Here is a 14288-nt window from a genome sequence, read left to right as displayed (position 1 = left end):
AGACCTTCGCGGAACCGTTCCCCGTCCTGTCCCTCTCCTGTACCGGCTACGCGGTGGCGGTACCCCGCAGGTCGGGCAGGAGCGGGACCAGCCGGTCCCAGCGGGCGATCCCGCAGCCGTCGCGCCGGTCGTACGTGGCGTCGACGCGGTGCCCGGCCCAGGTCCCGGTGACGTGCGCGGTGGCCGGCCCGCCGTACTGGAAGGTGCAGACGCTGCCCTCGGGGACCGGGCCGAAGACGTCCTGCCCGGCCCGCGTGCTCCGGTCGACCGCGGCGCAGGCGCCGGCCGGATCGGGGTGGCTGCCGCCGCCGGGCCGGCAGTACAGCTCGTACGTCCCGTCCTTGCCCCCGCCCGCGTCGCGGACGGTGACGGTCAGGTGATCGGGGCGGTCCTCGTCCCGGACGGGGGGCGGGGCGAGGTGACCGGCGGGGACCGCGGGGGTCGTGGCGGCGACGGTCGGCGCGGCGGACAGGGACGAGACGGCGGCGGCGCAGAGGGCGGCGGCGCCGAGGAGTCGGGTGATCTGAAGCATGACCTGACCAACGCGTCAACGCGCCGAACGTTGCGCCCACCCGGCCGACGGAAGGGCTTTGCCCTGCGGGCCGCCCGCCTAGTACCGTGGGAGCCGATTGGTGACACCGCGCTCGACTGTGTCATCATCGGCAAGCACCGCTCGCGCTCACGCGTGAGGGTGTGTTGTCTGGAGGCGTCGCCTAGTCCGGTCTATGGCGCCGCACTGCTAATGCGGTTTGGGTTTTAAAGCCCATCGAGGGTTCAAATCCCTCCGCCTCCGCATCACCACACGAAGCCCCGGCCCCAGCGGCCGGGGCTTCGTCGTCCCCTGACCGCCCGCCGTGCGTTTCCGCAGGTCACAAGGGGTGGGGGGAACGGATTTCACATGACGGCGGCAGTCATGTAATGTTCTTCCTGTCGCCGCGACGGGCCGGAAGGAACGGAAGCGGGGACGACAACAGAACAAAAGCAAGACAAGCACTCGTAGCTTAACGGATAGAGCATCTGACTACGGATCAGAAGGTTGCAGGTTCGAATCCTGCCGAGTGCACAGCAGACCAGGGGCCCTGCGGAGAGATCCGCAGGGCCCCTGGTTCGTGTCGTGCCGGTGGAGAATGCTCGGCATGGCTGTCATTCATCGCACCTTTCTCAAGCCGTCCAAGCTGGAGCTGCTCGCCACCTGGCTGCCGACCCGGCCCTGGTACCGGGGCGGCGCGGGAGAGCCGGAGCTGGCCAGGGCCGGCGGGTTCCGGCTCGACGATCCCGAGGGCGAGGTCGGGATCGAGTTCATGATCGTCACCGATACCGCCGGCGCCGGGCCGGCCACCTATCTGACGCCCCTGACCTACCGGGGCGCCCCGCTCGCCGGGGCGGAGCACGCCCTGATCGGCACGGCGGAGCACGGCGTGCTGGGGACGCGCTGGATCTACGACGGCTGTCATGACCCCGTCCTGGCCGCCCGGTTGACGGCACTGATCGAGGGCCGGGCGCAGGCCCAGGCCCAGAGCACCAGCGACACCCCCGACCGGGAGGTCACCCGCTCCTTCACGGGCGACGGTCTCGCGGACCTCACCGGCTCCGCCGCCGACGACCCCGAGGGCACCGTGCTGCCCGCCCCGCAGGGCCTGACGCTCCGCCTGCACCGGGTACTGCGCCCCGCCGAGGACGCGCCCACGGAGGCGGTCGGTCATGTCGCCGGTGCGTGGCGCACCCCGGACGGGACTCCGGCGCGGGGAGTGTTCGCCGTGCTGAGCGCCGGCTCGCACGGCTGACGGCGGGTGCGCGGGGGGGTTGTGCGCGCGGGCCGCCTCAGACGGTCTGCCACGGGTTGGACTCGTAACAGCCCACCAGCAGGGCCGTACGCGCCGGGTCGACGGTCAGGGCCGTTCCGTCGATGCCCGCGACCGGGACGGCCGGTGAGACGGAGTTGGTCAGGAAGGCGGAAAGGGCCGGGGCACCGGGCGGAGCGGTCGTGAGGTCGCCGAGCCGGACGGGGCGCCGCTCGGACGGGACGCCCTCGGCCGCCATCCCCCGTTGCAGCAGCCGCATCGTGATGCCCGGGAGCACGGCGGCCTCGGGCCAGAGGAAGCGCTCGCCGTCGTAGAAGCAGATGTTCCAGACCGACGCCTCGCTGATCCGGCCGTGCCGGTCGGTGAACAGCGCGTCGTCGTACCCGGCGAGGACCGCCTGCCGCCGGTGGTGGAGGAGGCCGAACGTCCCGGTGTGCTTGACGTGGGGCAGGTCCCGCTCGTACACCGTCGTCCGCAGGCGTACCGGTGCGGACCGCGCCTCGACGGGGGCGCTCGTCGCCACCGCCAGATCCGTCTCCACGGCCTCGCCGCGCAGCACGGCGTCCGGGCTCCGGCCGAAGACGGTCACCCGGACCGACGCCGCCGCCGGGCCTCCTTCGAGGGCGTGCCGCAGACAGGCCCGCACCCGCTCGGTGTCCAGTCCGGTGCCGAACAGCGCGCGCGTGCTCTCGTCCAGGCGCCTCAGGTGCAGGTCCAGACCCCGGACCGCGCCGTTCCGCACCTGCATCGAGGTGAAGTGCGCGTAGCCGGCCCCCGCCAGCCGCCTCAGGTCCTCGGCGTCCGCCTCGACACCGTTCACTTCCACCCGGTCGATGACGATCCCTCCCTCGTCCGTGGCCGCGCCGCAGGCGCGGCGATGCGGCGGCGGGTCCCCGGACGGTCCGTCGTCAGGGCGCTCGCGCGGGACGGCCAGTCGTGGAGGACGGCCACTTCGGCGGCCGAGCACTCGCCGAGCAGTCGTCGAGCAGCGTACGCGGACGGGACGCGGTGGGGCTCGCGGACCTCCTGGACGCGGGCCGGGGCGCGGCGGCGGGTGCCGGGGCGGGATGCAGGGGAGACAGGTGAGGCTGGGCTCGCCCGAGCCGTCCAAGGGGGCCGGCGCTGAGGCTGCGGGGAGGAAACGCCGAGGCCGGGGGCGTTGTCAGTGGTGCCCCCTACTCTCGGCAGAGATGGCACGGATGTGGCGGTGCTCGGGGCTCCGGTGGACGGCGCGGGGGCCCGAGCTGGTCTGGGACGGCGGGCGGCGCACGGCGCTGACCTGGGGGAAACGCGTGGCCTTCGGGGTCGCGGACGGGGACGGGGGTGGACGGGCATGCGTGGGAGCACGGGGGTACGCGTGCCCGCTGGGGGCGGCCGTGCCGGGGCGGAGCACGGGGGCCCGGTGCGAGGAGTGCGCGCGGCTGGACCGGGCGCACTCCGTGGCCGCCGACACGATCGCGGACGATCCCCGGCCCTACCGGGTGTACCTGGCCTGGTTCGGACCGGGGCTGGTGAAGGTCGGGATCACGGCGCTGGAGCGCGGGCCGGCCCGGCTGCTGGAGCAGGGGGCGGTCTGCTTCAGCTGGCTGGGCGGCGGACCGCTGATGGCCGCGCGGCGCACCGAGGAGCTGCTGCGCGCCGCGCTCGGCGTGCCCGACCGGATTCCGTACGCCCGCAAGCGCGCGGTGCGGGCGGTGCTGCCGGGCACGGAGGCGGAGCGCGCGGCGGAGATCGCGGAGTTGCACGGCCGGGCGGTGGCGCTGGGCGGCTGGCCGGAGGCGCTGACGCCGGAGCCGTTCCGGGCCGTGGACCACGTCCGGGCGTTCGGGCTGGGGGAGGCGGGCGGGGGGACCGCCGTCGCGGAGGTGACCGAGCTGGCCGGAGGAGGGGTGGTCGAGGGTGAGCTGGTGGCGGCGGCCGGGCCGGACCTGCATCTGGCGACGGGACGGGGGGTCGTCGTCCTGGACACCCGGCTGATGACGGGGTGGGGACTGGTGCCGGCCGGTGCCGGCGGCGGCCGGGTCGACGTGCCGGTGCGGGCGTTGCGGGCGGCGGTGGACGAGGGGCGGCAGGAAGGGCTGTTCTGACCGGAGGGCCGGGCCGGGCCGTTCCGGCGCGGACGCCCCGTGTGGCGGCGTGGCCGGGTTCCTGAGAGGTGCCTGTGGGTTTCTCAGAGAAATCACAGGTCGGGGAAAGCGTGTTCTCAGAGGACCCCGACAGGGTGTCCAGCATGACCACGACCTCGCCCCAGGGGCGCACCGAACTGCTGAGGCCGGACGGGAGCCCCGTCCGAGTCCTGGTGGTGGACGACGAGCTGTCGATCACCGAACTGCTGTCCATGGCCCTGCGGTACGAGGGCTGGCAGATCCGCAGCGCCGGGGACGGGCAGGGCGCGATCCAGACCGCCCGCGAGTTCCGCCCCGACGCCGTGGTGCTGGACATGATGCTGCCGGACATGGACGGCCTCAGCGTGCTCGGCCGGCTGCGCCGCGAGCTGCCCGACGTGCCGGTGCTGTTCCTGACCGCCAAGGACGCGGTCGAGGACCGTATCGCCGGGCTGACGGCCGGCGGCGACGACTACGTCACCAAGCCGTTCAGCCTGGAGGAGGTCGTCGCGCGGCTGCGCGGGCTGATCCGCCGCTCCGGCGCGGCCGACCGGCGGTCGGACTCCGTCCTGGTCGTCGGTGACCTCACCCTCGACGAGGACAGCCACGAGGTGACGCGGGGCGGGGACAACATCCACCTCACCGCGACCGAGTTCGAACTGCTCCGGTTCCTCATGCGCAACCCCCGGCGGGTGCTCAGCAAGGCGCAGATCCTCGACCGGGTGTGGTCCTACGACTTCGGCGGCCAGGCCAACGTGGTCGAGCTGTACATCTCGTATCTGCGGCGCAAGATCGACGCCGGGCGGGAGCCGATGATCCACACGCGGCGCGGCGCCGGTTACCTGATCAAGCCCGCGGCGTCATGACGGGCCGGCGACCGCGATCGCGCCGGCGACCGCGCCCGCGCCCGCCGCGCCCGCGCACCCTGCGGACGCGGCTCGTCGTCGCGTCGGTGGCGCTGATCGCGGTCGTGTGCGCGGTGATCGGCAGCGTGACCACGCTGGCGCTGCGGTCGCATCTGTACGAGCAGTTGGACGGGCAGCTCGGCGAGGTCGCCATGCGCGCCTCGGGCGACTTCTCGATGCCGGGCGGCGGACCGAAGGACGCGGGCGCGAACGCCGGAAAGGCCACCGGCGGCGTCGGGGGCGCCGGCGGTGACCAGAAGCCGGTCGAGCCGACCGACGTCGCCGACTTCGTCTCGCACGGCCCCCAGCCGGGCGGCACCATCGCCGCGAAGGTCGTCGACGGCGAGGTCACGGAGGCCGCGTACGGCAAGAAGTCCGACGAGGACCTCTCCCTGGACGGCACGTCGCTGGACGCCGGGCAGACCGCCGCGCTCGCCTCCGTCCCCCGGGACGGCGACAAGCACACCGTCGAGGTCCCCGGCCTCGGTGACTACCGCGTCACCTACAAGTCGGGCCCCAGCGGCGCCTACTACGTCGCCGTCCCGACCGCCGGCGTCGACAACACCATCAACACCCTGATCATCGTCGAGGTGAGCGTCACCGCGGCCGGCCTGATCGCCGCCTCCCTCGCCGGACTGGTCATCGTCGGTGTCGCCACCCGCCCCCTGCGCAAGGTCGCCGCCACCGCCACCCGCGTCTCCGAACTCCCCCTGCACACCGGCGAGGTCAACCTCGACGAACGGGTCCCGGAGTCCGAGTGCGACCCGCACAGCGAGGTCGGCCGGGTCGGCGCCGCGCTCAACCGCATGCTCGACCACGTGCACGGCGCGCTGCACGCCCGGCAGGAGAGCGAGACCCGGGTCCGGCAGTTCGTCGCGGACGCCAGCCATGAGCTGCGTACCCCGCTCGCCTCCATCCGCGGATACGCCGAACTCACCCGCAGAGGACGAGAACAGGTCGGCCCCGACACCCGGCACGCGCTCGGCCGCATCGAGTCCGAGGCCGGCCGGATGACCCTGCTCGTGGAGGACCTGCTGCTGCTCGCCCGGCTGGACGCGGGGCGGCCGTTGCAATTCGGGCGGACCGACCTCGTCCCCCTCGTCGTGGACACCGTCAGTGACGCCCGCGCGGCCGGCATGGACCACGTCTGGCGCCTTGACCTGCCCGACGAACCGGCGCTGGTCTCCGCCGACGCCGCCCGGCTCCAGCAGGTGCTGGTCAACCTGCTCGGCAACGCCCGCAACCACACCCCGCCCGGTACGACGGTCACCGCCCGGGTGCGCCGGCGGGGTCCCTGGCTCTGCCTGGACGTCGAGGACAACGGGCAGGGCATCCCGGCCGGTCTGCTCCCGCACGTCTTCGAACGGTTCGCGCGCGGCGACTCCGCCCGGTCCCGGGCCACCGGCTCGACCGGTCTCGGCCTCGCCATCGTGCAGGCCGTGTCGACCGCGCACGGCGGCGCGGTGACCGTGGACAGCGTGCCGGGACGCACGGTGTTCACCGTGTACCTGCCCGCGCTCTCCGCTCCGTCCGCGCCGGAGCCCGCACCGCCCGACCCATGGACAAACCGGGCATCGCACTCACAGGTGCAGCACAGCGCCACCACACAGGGGCGACAGCGCGGTTGAGAAAAGTCGGTGCCATGCGAACCGACTCTTCTCCGGGCACCCTTCCGGCGCGGGAGCACCTCCCGGCCGCGGGGGCCGGCACGCCTGTCCTGGACGTAGTGATCCCCGTCTACAACGAGGAGAAGGACCTCCAGCCGTGTGTGCGCCGACTGCACGAGCACCTCGCGCGCACCTTCCCGTACGCCTTCCGCATCACGATCGCGGACAACGCGTCCACGGACACCACCCCGCGGGTGGCGGCGGGGCTGGCGGCGGAGCTGGCCGAGGTGCGGTCCTTCCGGCTGGAACAGAAGGGCCGGGGCCGGGCCCTCAGGACCGTCTGGGCGGCGTCCGACGCGCCGGTCCTCGCCTACATGGACGTCGACCTGTCCACCGACCTCAACGCGCTGCTGCCGCTGGTCGCCCCGCTGATCTCCGGCCACTCCGACCTGGCGATCGGCTCCCGGCTCAGCCGCAGCAGCCGGGTCGTGCGCGGCGCCAAGCGGGAGTTCATCTCCCGCACCTACAACCTCATCCTGCGCGGCTCGCTCCAGGCCCGCTTCTCCGACGCCCAGTGCGGGTTCAAGGCCATCCGCCGGGACGTCGCCCAGGTGCTGCTGCCGCTGGTGGAGGACACCGGCTGGTTCTTCGACACCGAGCTGCTGGTGCTCGCCGAGCGCGCGGGGCTGCGCATCCACGAGGTCCCCGTCGACTGGGTGGACGACCCCGACTCCACCGTGCACATCGTCAGGACGGCGACCGACGACCTCAAGGGCGTCTGGCGGGTCAGCAGGGCGCTGGCCACCGGTTCGCTGCCGCTGGACCGGCTGGCCCGGCCGTTCGGGGACGACCCGCGTGACCGGGACATCACGGACGTGCCGCGCGGGCTGACCCGGCAGCTCGTCGGGTTCTGCGTCGTCGGCGCCCTGTCCACCCTCTTCTACCTGCTGCTCTACAGCGGCTTCCGGACCTTCGCCGGGTCGCAGTTCGCCAACGCCCTTGCCCTGCTGGTCTCGGCGGTCGCCAACACCGCCGCCAACCGGAGGCTCACCTTCGGGGTACGCGGCCGGGGCGGGGCCGTACGGCACCAGGCGCAGGGGCTGGTCGTCTTCGGCATCGGCCTGGTCCTCACCAGCGGATCGCTCGCCGCGCTGAACGCGGCCACGGACGGCGCGGCGCACTCCACCGAACTGGCGGTGCTCATCGCCGCCAACCTCGCCGCCACGGTGCTGCGGTTCCTGCTCTTCCGGGCGTGGGTCTTCCCGGACCGCCACGAGGACCTCCGCCACGAGGACCTCCGGCACGAGGACCTCCGCCACGAGGATCTCCGGCTCAAGGACCTCCCCAAGGCCCCCGAGCCGTCGACCGTGGCGGCCACCCCCAGGCCGGGCCCGTACGACGCGAACCCGTACGACGCGAACCCCTACGGCTCGAAGCCCTCCGACCCGGACCCGTACGGCCACCCACCGCTGCCCCGGCGCGGCGCCGTCCCGTACGAGACCCACCGGGACGCGACGATGCGCCTCCAGCCGGCGCGCCCGGCCGACCCCGACCCGAGGGACCCGCGATGACCACGCACCACGACCGGACGCCGGACACGGCCGGTGCCGACGCCCCGGCCACCTGGGGCCCGCCCCCGACCCCGCCCCCGGCCGGACCGGCCGCCGGGGACCGGCCCCTCCTCCGAAGACTGTGGCGCGGCCGTCCCGAGGACCCCCGCTGGGCGCGCCCGGCCCTCCTCGCCCTGCTCCTCGTCACCGCGCTGCTCTACCTCTGGAACCTGAGCGCCTCCGGCTACGCCAACTCCTTCTACTCCGCCGCCGTACAGGCGGGCAGCCGGTCCTGGAAGGCGTTCTTCTTCGGCTCGCTGGACGCGGCCAACGCCATCACCGTGGACAAGCCCTCGGCGTTCCTGTGGCCGATGGAGCTGTCGGTGCGGATCTTCGGGCTGAACTCCTGGGCGATCCTGACCCCGCAGGTGCTCATGGGCGTCGGCACGGTCGCCGTCGTGCACGCCGGCGTGCGCCGCCGGTTCGGGGCGCCGGCCGGTCTGCTCGCGGGTGCCGTGCTGGCGCTGACGCCCGTCGCGGCGCTGATGTTCCGCTTCGACAACCCGGACGCGATGCTGGCGCTGCTGATGGCGCTCACCGTCTGCTTCACCACCCGGGCACTGGAGGACGGCCGGACCAAGTGGCTCGTCTGGGCCGGGGCGGCCGTCGGCTTCGCCTTCCTCGCCAAGACCCTTCAGGCGTTCCTGATCCTGCCGCCGCTGGCCGTGGTGTACGCGGTCTGCGCGCCGGTGCGGGTGCGCAGGCGGTTCGCGCAGCTGGGCCTCGCGGCCGTCGCGATGGTCGTCGCCGGCGGCTGGTGGGTGGCGGTCGTCGAGCTGTGGCCGGCGTCGTCACGGCCGTACATCGGCGGCTCGCAGAACAACAGCTTCCTGGAGCTGACCTTCGGCTACAACGGCCTCGGCCGGCTCAACGGCGAGGAGACCGGCAGCGTCGGCGGCGGGGGCGGCGGGGGCGGCACCGGGCAGTGGGGCGAGACCGGCTGGGACCGGATGTTCGACTCCGAGATCGGGGGCCAGATCTCCTGGCTGCTCCCGGCGGCCCTGATCCTGCTGGCCGGCGCCCTGGTCCTCACCCGGCGGGCGGCCCGTACCGACGCGGCCCGTGCCACGCTGCTCGCCTGGGGCGGCTCGCTGGTCATGACGATGGCCGTCTTCAGCTACATGGCCGGCATCTTCCACCAGTACTACACCGTCGCCCTCGCCCCCTATCTGGCCGCCGTCGTCGGCATCGGTGCCGCGGCCTTGTGGGGCAGGCGCCGCGAGCCGTGGGCCGCGCTGGTCCTCGCCGCCGCCTGCACGGCGACCGCGGCCTGGGGATACGTCCTCCTCAACCGCACGCCCGACTACCTGCCCTGGCTGAAGTGGCTGGTCCTGGTCGGCGGCCTGGTCGCCGCCCTCGGCCTGGTCTTCACCGGACGGCTGACCCGGCGGCTCACGTTCGCGACGGCGGCGCTCGGCCTGGCCGCCGCGCTGGCCGGTCCGACGGCGTACACGCTCAGCACCCTGGCCGAGGGCCACACCGGCTCGATCGTCACGGCCGGCCCGTCCGGCACGAGCATGACGGGCGGCCCCGGCGGCGGTCAGGGCGGCGGCGTGCCGGGCCGGAACCAGGGGAACGGCCCCGGCGGCAACGCGCCCGGCGGCACCGGCGGCCTCCCCGGCGGCGGCCTCCCGGGCCGGAACGGCACCGGCACCGGCCAGAGCCCGCGGGGCGGCGGCGAGTCCGGCGGCCCCGGCGGCGCGGGCGGCGGCATGGGCGGCCTCCTCGACGGCGCCGAGGTCGACGCCGAGGCCGAGAAGCTCCTGGCGGCCGACGCCGACGACTACACCTGGGCCGCGGCCGCGATCGGCGCGCAGAACGCCGCGAGCTACCAGCTCGCCACCGGCGCCCCGGTGATGGCCATCGGCGGCTTCAACGGCACCGACCCCGCGCCGACGCCGGCCCAGTTCAAGAAGTACGTGGCGGAAGGAAAGATCCACTACTTCGTCTCCGGCGGCGGCACCGGCGGCATGGGCGGCGGCTCCGACAGCGGTACGTCGGCGCGGATCACGTCCTGGGTCGAGGCCAACTTCACGAAGGTCACCGCCGGTTCGGCCACCTTCTACGACCTGACCCGGCCGGCCGGCTGACGGGAGGCGGAGGATGACGAGGACGGGCGGTGGCCGGCGGCGCGGCGGGCGAACGCCCGGCCTCGACCGGGAACGGATCGTCCGCGCCGCGGTCCGGCTCCTGGACGCCGAGGGCCTGCCCGGCCTCTCCATGCGCCGCCTCGCCGCGGAACCGGACGTCACCGCGACGTCCGTCTACTGGTACGTCGACACCAAGGACGACCTCCTGGCGCTCGCCCTGGACGCCGTCCACGCCGAACCGGCCCCGCCCGCGCCCGGCGCCGGCGGGGACTGGCGCGACCGGCTGCGCGCCCTGGCCCGGGAGTACCTGGCCCTCCTGGACCGGCACCCCTGGGCGGCCCGGCCGGCCGGCACCGACCCGGCCCCGGGTCCGCACGCGGCGGCCTTCGCGGAGCGGGTGCGGGACACCGTCGCCCGGGCCGGCCTGCCCGCGTGCCGCCGCCCCGGCGCCGCCGTGAGCGTCCTCCGCTTCCTGCGGGGGCTCGGCGCGGCGCCCCGCCTGCCGGAGCAGGACGTCGAGTACGCCCTGGACCTGCTGGTCAGCGGCATCGAGGCGACGGCCCGCCCGGGAGCGCGGCCGGACGGGAAACCGGGCTGCCGGACGCGCGACTCCGGGGGACGGACGCGCGACTCCGGGGGACGGACACGGGACCCCGAGAGATGGACACGCCGCTCCGGAGGGCGGACGCGTCAGCCCTCCTCGGCCAGCCGCGCCGGGAAGCCCCCCGTCGCCACCGGACCCCACCGCTCCGGCGTCACCCGGATGATCGACTTGCCCTGCTTCACCATGGCCGCCCGGTACTCGTCCCAGTCCGGGTGCTCACCGGAGATGTTCCGGAAGTACTCCACGAGCGGCTCCACGGAGTCCGGCGCGTCGATGACCTCGGCCGTGCCGTCGATCTGCACCCAGGGGCCGTTCCACTCGTCGCTGAGCACGACCACGCTCACCCGCGGGTCGCGGCGCGCGTTGCGGGTCTTGGCCCGCTCCGGGTACGTGGAGACCACGATCCGTCCCGAGTCGTCGACACCGCAGGTCAGCGGCGACGCCTGGGGGCTGCCGTCGGCCCGCCGGGTCAGCAGCAGCGCGCGGTGACGGGGGCGGACGAAGTCGAGCAACCCGTCCAGCGAGACACGGGTGTTCGTAGCGATGTTCGGTGCCATGCCGCCAGCCTAGGCCGCCATGCCGTCGACGGCGCCCAACGCCTCGGCGAGGTTGTCGTGGACCGGCACGTCCCGGCGCAGGCCGGTCAGTTCCAGGACCCGGCTGGGCACCTCGTCCGGGATGGCCACCAGGCGGAGCCGGACCCGGCGGGGCAGCCGGTGGCGCACCTCGTCGATGAGGCGGACGCCCTGGGAGTCCATGAAGACCGTCCCGGTCAGATCCAGTACGAGGAGCCGCAGCGACTCACCGCGGGGGGTGGCCGCGGCGAGGATCAGCGGCAGCAGCCCCATCGCGTTGCAGTAGTCGATCTCCGGAGGCAGTCGGAGCACGGCGCAACCGGGCGGCTCGCACGGTGCGCCGGGTGGGGGGAGGAAGGTCACGTCACTCACCTGACAGACGTTCGTCCGGCTTCACAGGGGGGGCGGCCGCTTCCTGACCGACGCTCATTCCACCATGCCGCCCGCCGGGCGCGGAAGGCGGCCGGCCGGACGGTCAACCGGGCGTCACCGGCAGGCAACCGAGCAGCTAGAGTGCTGTCCGTCCTGTGCTCGCAGTCGGGAATGTGCTGCGGAGCTCTCCTGCGCACGGCCGTACGGCCGTGCATGCCGAAGAGGTTCGTGGTGACTGCGTCCGAATTTACCGATGTGCCGCGTTTTCCGGCTGGTTACGAGCTGGCCGAGGTCCTGACCGCGGCGGCTCGGCAATTGCACGAGACGGTCACCCCGAACGGCACCCTGCGCACCGCGGTGCAACTGGCGGTGTCCCTGGTGCCCGGCGCCGAGCAGGCGGGCATCTCGGTGGTGGAGCGCGGCAGCCAGCGCCGCACGCTCGCGTGGACCGACGAGACCGTCCGCACCGCCGAGTCCCGCGCCGGCGGCCGGGAACCGCACCCGCTGTGGGACCGCCTCTGGACGGCGCCCGTGGCCCGGCTGGAGGACAGCCTCGCGGAGGCCCCCGGCACGGCGCTGTCCGACTCGGGGCTGCGCTCGGTGCTGTCGCTGCGGCTGCGGGCCGACCGGCGCAGCCTCACCGTCCTGACGACCTACGCCCGCCGCCCCCGCGTCTTCGACGAGGACGCCACCCGCGTCGGGCGGCTGTTCACCCAGCACGTCAGCCTGGCCCTGGACACGGCGACCGAACGCGAGCAGCTCACCGAGGCCATGCGCACCCGGGACCTGATCGGCCAGGCCACCGGCATCCTCATGGAACGCATGGAGATCGACGCGGCCGGCGCGTTCGAGAGCCTGGTGAAGGCGTCGCAGCGGGAGAACGTGAAACTCCGCGACCTCGCCCGCCGCATCGTCGACGCCCACGAGGCCCCCGGCGGACGCCCGGCCGAGCGCTGATCCCCGAGGGCCGGCGCGGGTGCCGCCGGGCACCCGAGGCGTTAACGGGCGGCGACGGGATATCCGTACGGTCATGACCGCCGAGACGCCCGACACGCTCGACCACGCCATGGTGCGCAGCCAGGGCCTCGACACCCTGCTGCGCGATCTCACCGACCGCGCGGTGCGGGAGGTGCCCGGCGCGGTCGCGTGCAGCATCACCGTGCGCCGGGCCGACCGCCTCCTCACCCTGGCGGGCAGCCGGGGCCTGCCCGCCGGCCTCGACCTGCGGCAGTACGAGAACGGCTCGGGTCCCTGTGTGGACGCGGCGGAGACGGGGAGCCCGCGGTACGTCCCCGATCTGGCCACCGAGACCCGCTGGCCGGCGTACACGGAGTACGCCCTGGCCACCGGCGTCCGCTGTGTGCTGGCGCTGCCGCTCCTCCTGGAGGGCGAGACGGGCGCCGCCCTGAACCTCTACGGGCTCCTGCCGCACTCGCTGGCCCGGCATCGCGAGACGGCCCGCGCCTTCGCGGCGCGGACCGTCGGCGCCGTCGACGCGGCGCTGCGCATCGAGCGGCAGCGGTCCTCGGCGGCCGATGTGCGCACCGCCCTGCTGTCCCGGAGCGTGATCGACCAGGCGATCGGCATCCTGATGGCGCGGGAGCGGGTGGAGGCCCAGGTCGCGCTGGACCGGCTGCGCCGGGTCTCCCAGAACCGCAACGTCAAGCTGCGGGACCTGTGCCAGGACCTGGTCGACCAGGTGAGCCGGCCGGGCGGCTGAGACCCGCCGGGGGGCTCAGGCGGCCGGCGGCAGCGAGTCGCCCTGCACCGTCTGGATGTCCAGCTCCACCCGGAGCGTGGTGCCGATGGCGGCGATGCCGGCCTGGAGGACCTGGTTGTAGTTCATGGCGAAGTCCTCGCGCCGCAGCTCGGTGGTGGCCTTGAACGCCGCCCGGGTGCCGCCCCACGGGTCGGCGCCGGTGCCCAGGTAGGACAAGTCCAGGTCGACGGGCCGGACCACGCCGTGCAGGGTCAGCTCGCCGTGCACGGTCCAGCGGTCCCGTCCGGCCTCGGTGACGCCGGTGGACCGGAAGGTGATGTCCGGGAACCGCTCGACGTCCAGGAAGTCCGCGGACTTCAGGTGGGTGTCGCGCATGCCGTTGCCGGTGTCGATGGACGCGGCCCTGATGACGGCCTCCACCCGTGACTTGGTGACGTCGTCCGGCGCGATCTCGACGGTCCCGGCGAAGTCCGTGAACCGGCCGTGCACGCTGGAGATGCCCAGGTGCTGGGCGACCGCGGCGACGCTGGAGTGCGCCGGGTCGATGGTCCAGGGCCCCGGCGGCGGCAGCTCGGTGCCGCCCTGCCGGGCCAGCGTCACCGTGCCGACCTCGGCCCGTCCGCTGGCGGTGACGATCGCGCTGGACGCGGCCGGCGCGTACCCGACCGCCGTGACGATCACGGTGTAGGCCCCCGGCTGCAGTTCCGTGGTGTCCCGCACGGCCCCCTCGGCGTCCGCCTCGGCGCGCAGCACCTGAGTGCCGGTCATGTCGGTCACCGTGACGACCGCGTGCGACACGGCCCATCCGTCCCGCGTTCGGATCTTCGCGGTCAGTCCCATCCCGTTTTCTCCCTGCAAAGGCTCAGAAAGTGGTCACAGAAGAACCGGCCCGTGGCGG

At 74.1% G+C, this 14288-nt stretch carries 13 protein-coding genes, 2 tRNA genes and 1 pseudogene; 11 read left to right on the top strand and 5 right to left on the bottom strand.

The genetic code is table 11. The annotated features are described in order from the left end of the window. Positions 1-46 precede the first annotated feature (46 nt). Positions 47-532 (bottom strand): SSI family serine proteinase inhibitor, encoded by a 486-nt coding sequence (locus Sdagh_RS20830; protein ID WP_189417034.1) that lies wholly within the window; start codon positions 530-532, stop codon positions 47-49. A gap of 170 nt (positions 533-702) precedes the next feature. Between Sdagh_RS20830 and Sdagh_RS20825 the strand changes: the two genes are divergently transcribed. The 3 genes from Sdagh_RS20825 (at position 703) to Sdagh_RS20815 (ending at position 1784) form a co-directional block, all read left to right on the top strand. Then, positions 703-793: transfer RNA gene (locus tag Sdagh_RS20825), tRNA-Ser, on the top strand. 197 nt (positions 794-990) lie between these two features. Then, a tRNA-Arg gene (locus Sdagh_RS20820) sits at positions 991-1063 on the top strand. Positions 1064-1136: 73 nt separating this feature from the next. Beyond that, a complete protein-coding gene (locus Sdagh_RS20815) occupies positions 1137-1784 on the top strand; it encodes a maltokinase N-terminal cap-like domain-containing protein (RefSeq protein ID WP_189417036.1) in 648 nt (215 codons plus the stop codon). 37 nt (positions 1785-1821) lie between these two features. On the opposite strand, the gene Sdagh_RS20810 is transcribed toward Sdagh_RS20815, so the two are convergent. Beyond that, positions 1822-2622 carry an aminotransferase class IV family protein gene (locus Sdagh_RS20810; protein ID WP_226535484.1) on the bottom strand — a complete coding sequence of 267 codons (801 nt, stop codon included), beginning with the start codon at positions 2620-2622 and terminating at the stop codon, positions 1822-1824. Between the two features lie 370 nt (positions 2623-2992). Between Sdagh_RS20810 and Sdagh_RS20805 the strand changes: the two genes are divergently transcribed. From Sdagh_RS20805 to Sdagh_RS20780, 6 genes and pseudogenes are all read left to right on the top strand, one after another. Then, complete coding sequence (locus Sdagh_RS20805; RefSeq protein ID WP_190076898.1) at positions 2993-3889, top strand: DUF2797 domain-containing protein; 897 nt, start codon at positions 2993-2995, stop codon at positions 3887-3889. Positions 3890-4032: 143 nt separating this feature from the next. After that, on the top strand, positions 4033-4773 hold the full coding sequence (locus tag Sdagh_RS20800; RefSeq protein ID WP_189417038.1) for a response regulator transcription factor: 741 nt from the start codon (positions 4033-4035) through the stop codon (positions 4771-4773). Next, positions 4770-6440, top strand: coding sequence for a sensor histidine kinase (locus Sdagh_RS20795; RefSeq protein ID WP_189417039.1), 1671 nt, complete (start codon positions 4770-4772; stop codon positions 6438-6440). The genes Sdagh_RS20800 and Sdagh_RS20795 overlap by 4 nt, the downstream gene beginning before the upstream one ends. Before the next feature lie 14 nt (positions 6441-6454). Then, a complete protein-coding gene (locus Sdagh_RS20790) occupies positions 6455-7990 on the top strand; it encodes a bifunctional glycosyltransferase family 2/GtrA family protein (RefSeq protein ID WP_190076897.1) in 1536 nt (511 codons plus the stop codon). Continuing rightward, complete coding sequence (locus tag Sdagh_RS20785; protein WP_190076896.1) at positions 7987-10119, top strand: ArnT family glycosyltransferase; 2133 nt, start codon at positions 7987-7989, stop codon at positions 10117-10119. The genes Sdagh_RS20790 and Sdagh_RS20785 overlap by 4 nt, the downstream gene beginning before the upstream one ends. Before the next feature lie 13 nt (positions 10120-10132). Beyond that, positions 10133-10588: pseudogene (locus tag Sdagh_RS20780) on the top strand (TetR/AcrR family transcriptional regulator); the annotation flags it as partial. A gap of 221 nt (positions 10589-10809) precedes the next feature. Here Sdagh_RS20780 and Sdagh_RS20775 read toward each other — a convergent pair. Together Sdagh_RS20775 and Sdagh_RS20770 are read right to left on the bottom strand one after the other, a co-directional pair. Continuing rightward, positions 10810-11280 carry a PPOX class F420-dependent oxidoreductase gene (locus Sdagh_RS20775; RefSeq protein WP_189417051.1) on the bottom strand — a complete coding sequence of 157 codons (471 nt, stop codon included), beginning with the start codon at positions 11278-11280 and terminating at the stop codon, positions 10810-10812. 9 nt (positions 11281-11289) lie between these two features. Beyond that, positions 11290-11661 (bottom strand): STAS domain-containing protein, encoded by a 372-nt coding sequence (locus tag Sdagh_RS20770; protein ID WP_189417241.1) that lies wholly within the window; start codon positions 11659-11661, stop codon positions 11290-11292. Between the two features lie 222 nt (positions 11662-11883). Here Sdagh_RS20770 and Sdagh_RS20765 point away from each other — a divergent pair, with 222 nt between their 5' ends. Then, complete coding sequence (locus tag Sdagh_RS20765; RefSeq protein ID WP_189417053.1) at positions 11884-12627, top strand: GAF and ANTAR domain-containing protein; 744 nt, start codon at positions 11884-11886, stop codon at positions 12625-12627. 73 nt (positions 12628-12700) lie between these two features. Continuing rightward, entirely contained in the window at positions 12701-13390 is a 690-nt protein-coding gene (locus Sdagh_RS20760) for a GAF and ANTAR domain-containing protein (protein WP_189417056.1), read from the top strand. A gap of 15 nt (positions 13391-13405) precedes the next feature. On the opposite strand, the gene Sdagh_RS20755 is transcribed toward Sdagh_RS20760, so the two are convergent. Then, positions 13406-14230 (bottom strand): YceI family protein, encoded by an 825-nt coding sequence (locus Sdagh_RS20755; RefSeq protein ID WP_189417059.1) that lies wholly within the window; start codon positions 14228-14230, stop codon positions 13406-13408. Positions 14231-14288 lie beyond the last annotated feature (58 nt).

This window comes from Streptomyces daghestanicus, from assembly GCF_020521275.1.
Lineage (GTDB): Bacteria > Actinomycetota > Actinomycetes > Streptomycetales > Streptomycetaceae > Streptomyces > Streptomyces griseoviridis.
This window is presented reverse-complemented; position numbering and strand designations above follow the sequence as displayed.

What these genes read in the sequence shown, in the direction of transcription:
- Sdagh_RS20765 (WP_189417053.1), top strand. Translation starts at nt 11,884, where the DNA reads ATGCCGAAGAGGTTCGTGGTGACTGCGTCCGAATTTACCGATGTGCCG.
- Sdagh_RS20785 (WP_190076896.1), top strand. Translation starts at nt 7,987, where the DNA reads ATGACCACGCACCACGACCGGACGCCGGACACGGCCGGTGCCGACGCC.
- Sdagh_RS20800 (WP_189417038.1), top strand. Translation starts at nt 4,033, where the DNA reads ATGACCACGACCTCGCCCCAGGGGCGCACCGAACTGCTGAGGCCGGAC.
- Sdagh_RS20830 (WP_189417034.1), bottom strand. Translation starts at nt 532, where the DNA reads ATGCTTCAGATCACCCGACTCCTCGGCGCCGCCGCCCTCTGCGCCGCC.
- Sdagh_RS20760 (WP_189417056.1), top strand. Translation starts at nt 12,701, where the DNA reads ATGACCGCCGAGACGCCCGACACGCTCGACCACGCCATGGTGCGCAGC.
- Sdagh_RS20805 (WP_190076898.1), top strand. Translation starts at nt 2,993, where the DNA reads ATGGCACGGATGTGGCGGTGCTCGGGGCTCCGGTGGACGGCGCGGGGG.
- Sdagh_RS20795 (WP_189417039.1), top strand. Translation starts at nt 4,770, where the DNA reads ATGACGGGCCGGCGACCGCGATCGCGCCGGCGACCGCGCCCGCGCCCG.
- Sdagh_RS20775 (WP_189417051.1), bottom strand. Translation starts at nt 11,280, where the DNA reads ATGGCACCGAACATCGCTACGAACACCCGTGTCTCGCTGGACGGGTTG.
- Sdagh_RS20815 (WP_189417036.1), top strand. Translation starts at nt 1,137, where the DNA reads ATGGCTGTCATTCATCGCACCTTTCTCAAGCCGTCCAAGCTGGAGCTG.
- Sdagh_RS20755 (WP_189417059.1), bottom strand. Translation starts at nt 14,230, where the DNA reads ATGGGACTGACCGCGAAGATCCGAACGCGGGACGGATGGGCCGTGTCG.
- Sdagh_RS20790 (WP_190076897.1), top strand. Translation starts at nt 6,455, where the DNA reads ATGCGAACCGACTCTTCTCCGGGCACCCTTCCGGCGCGGGAGCACCTC.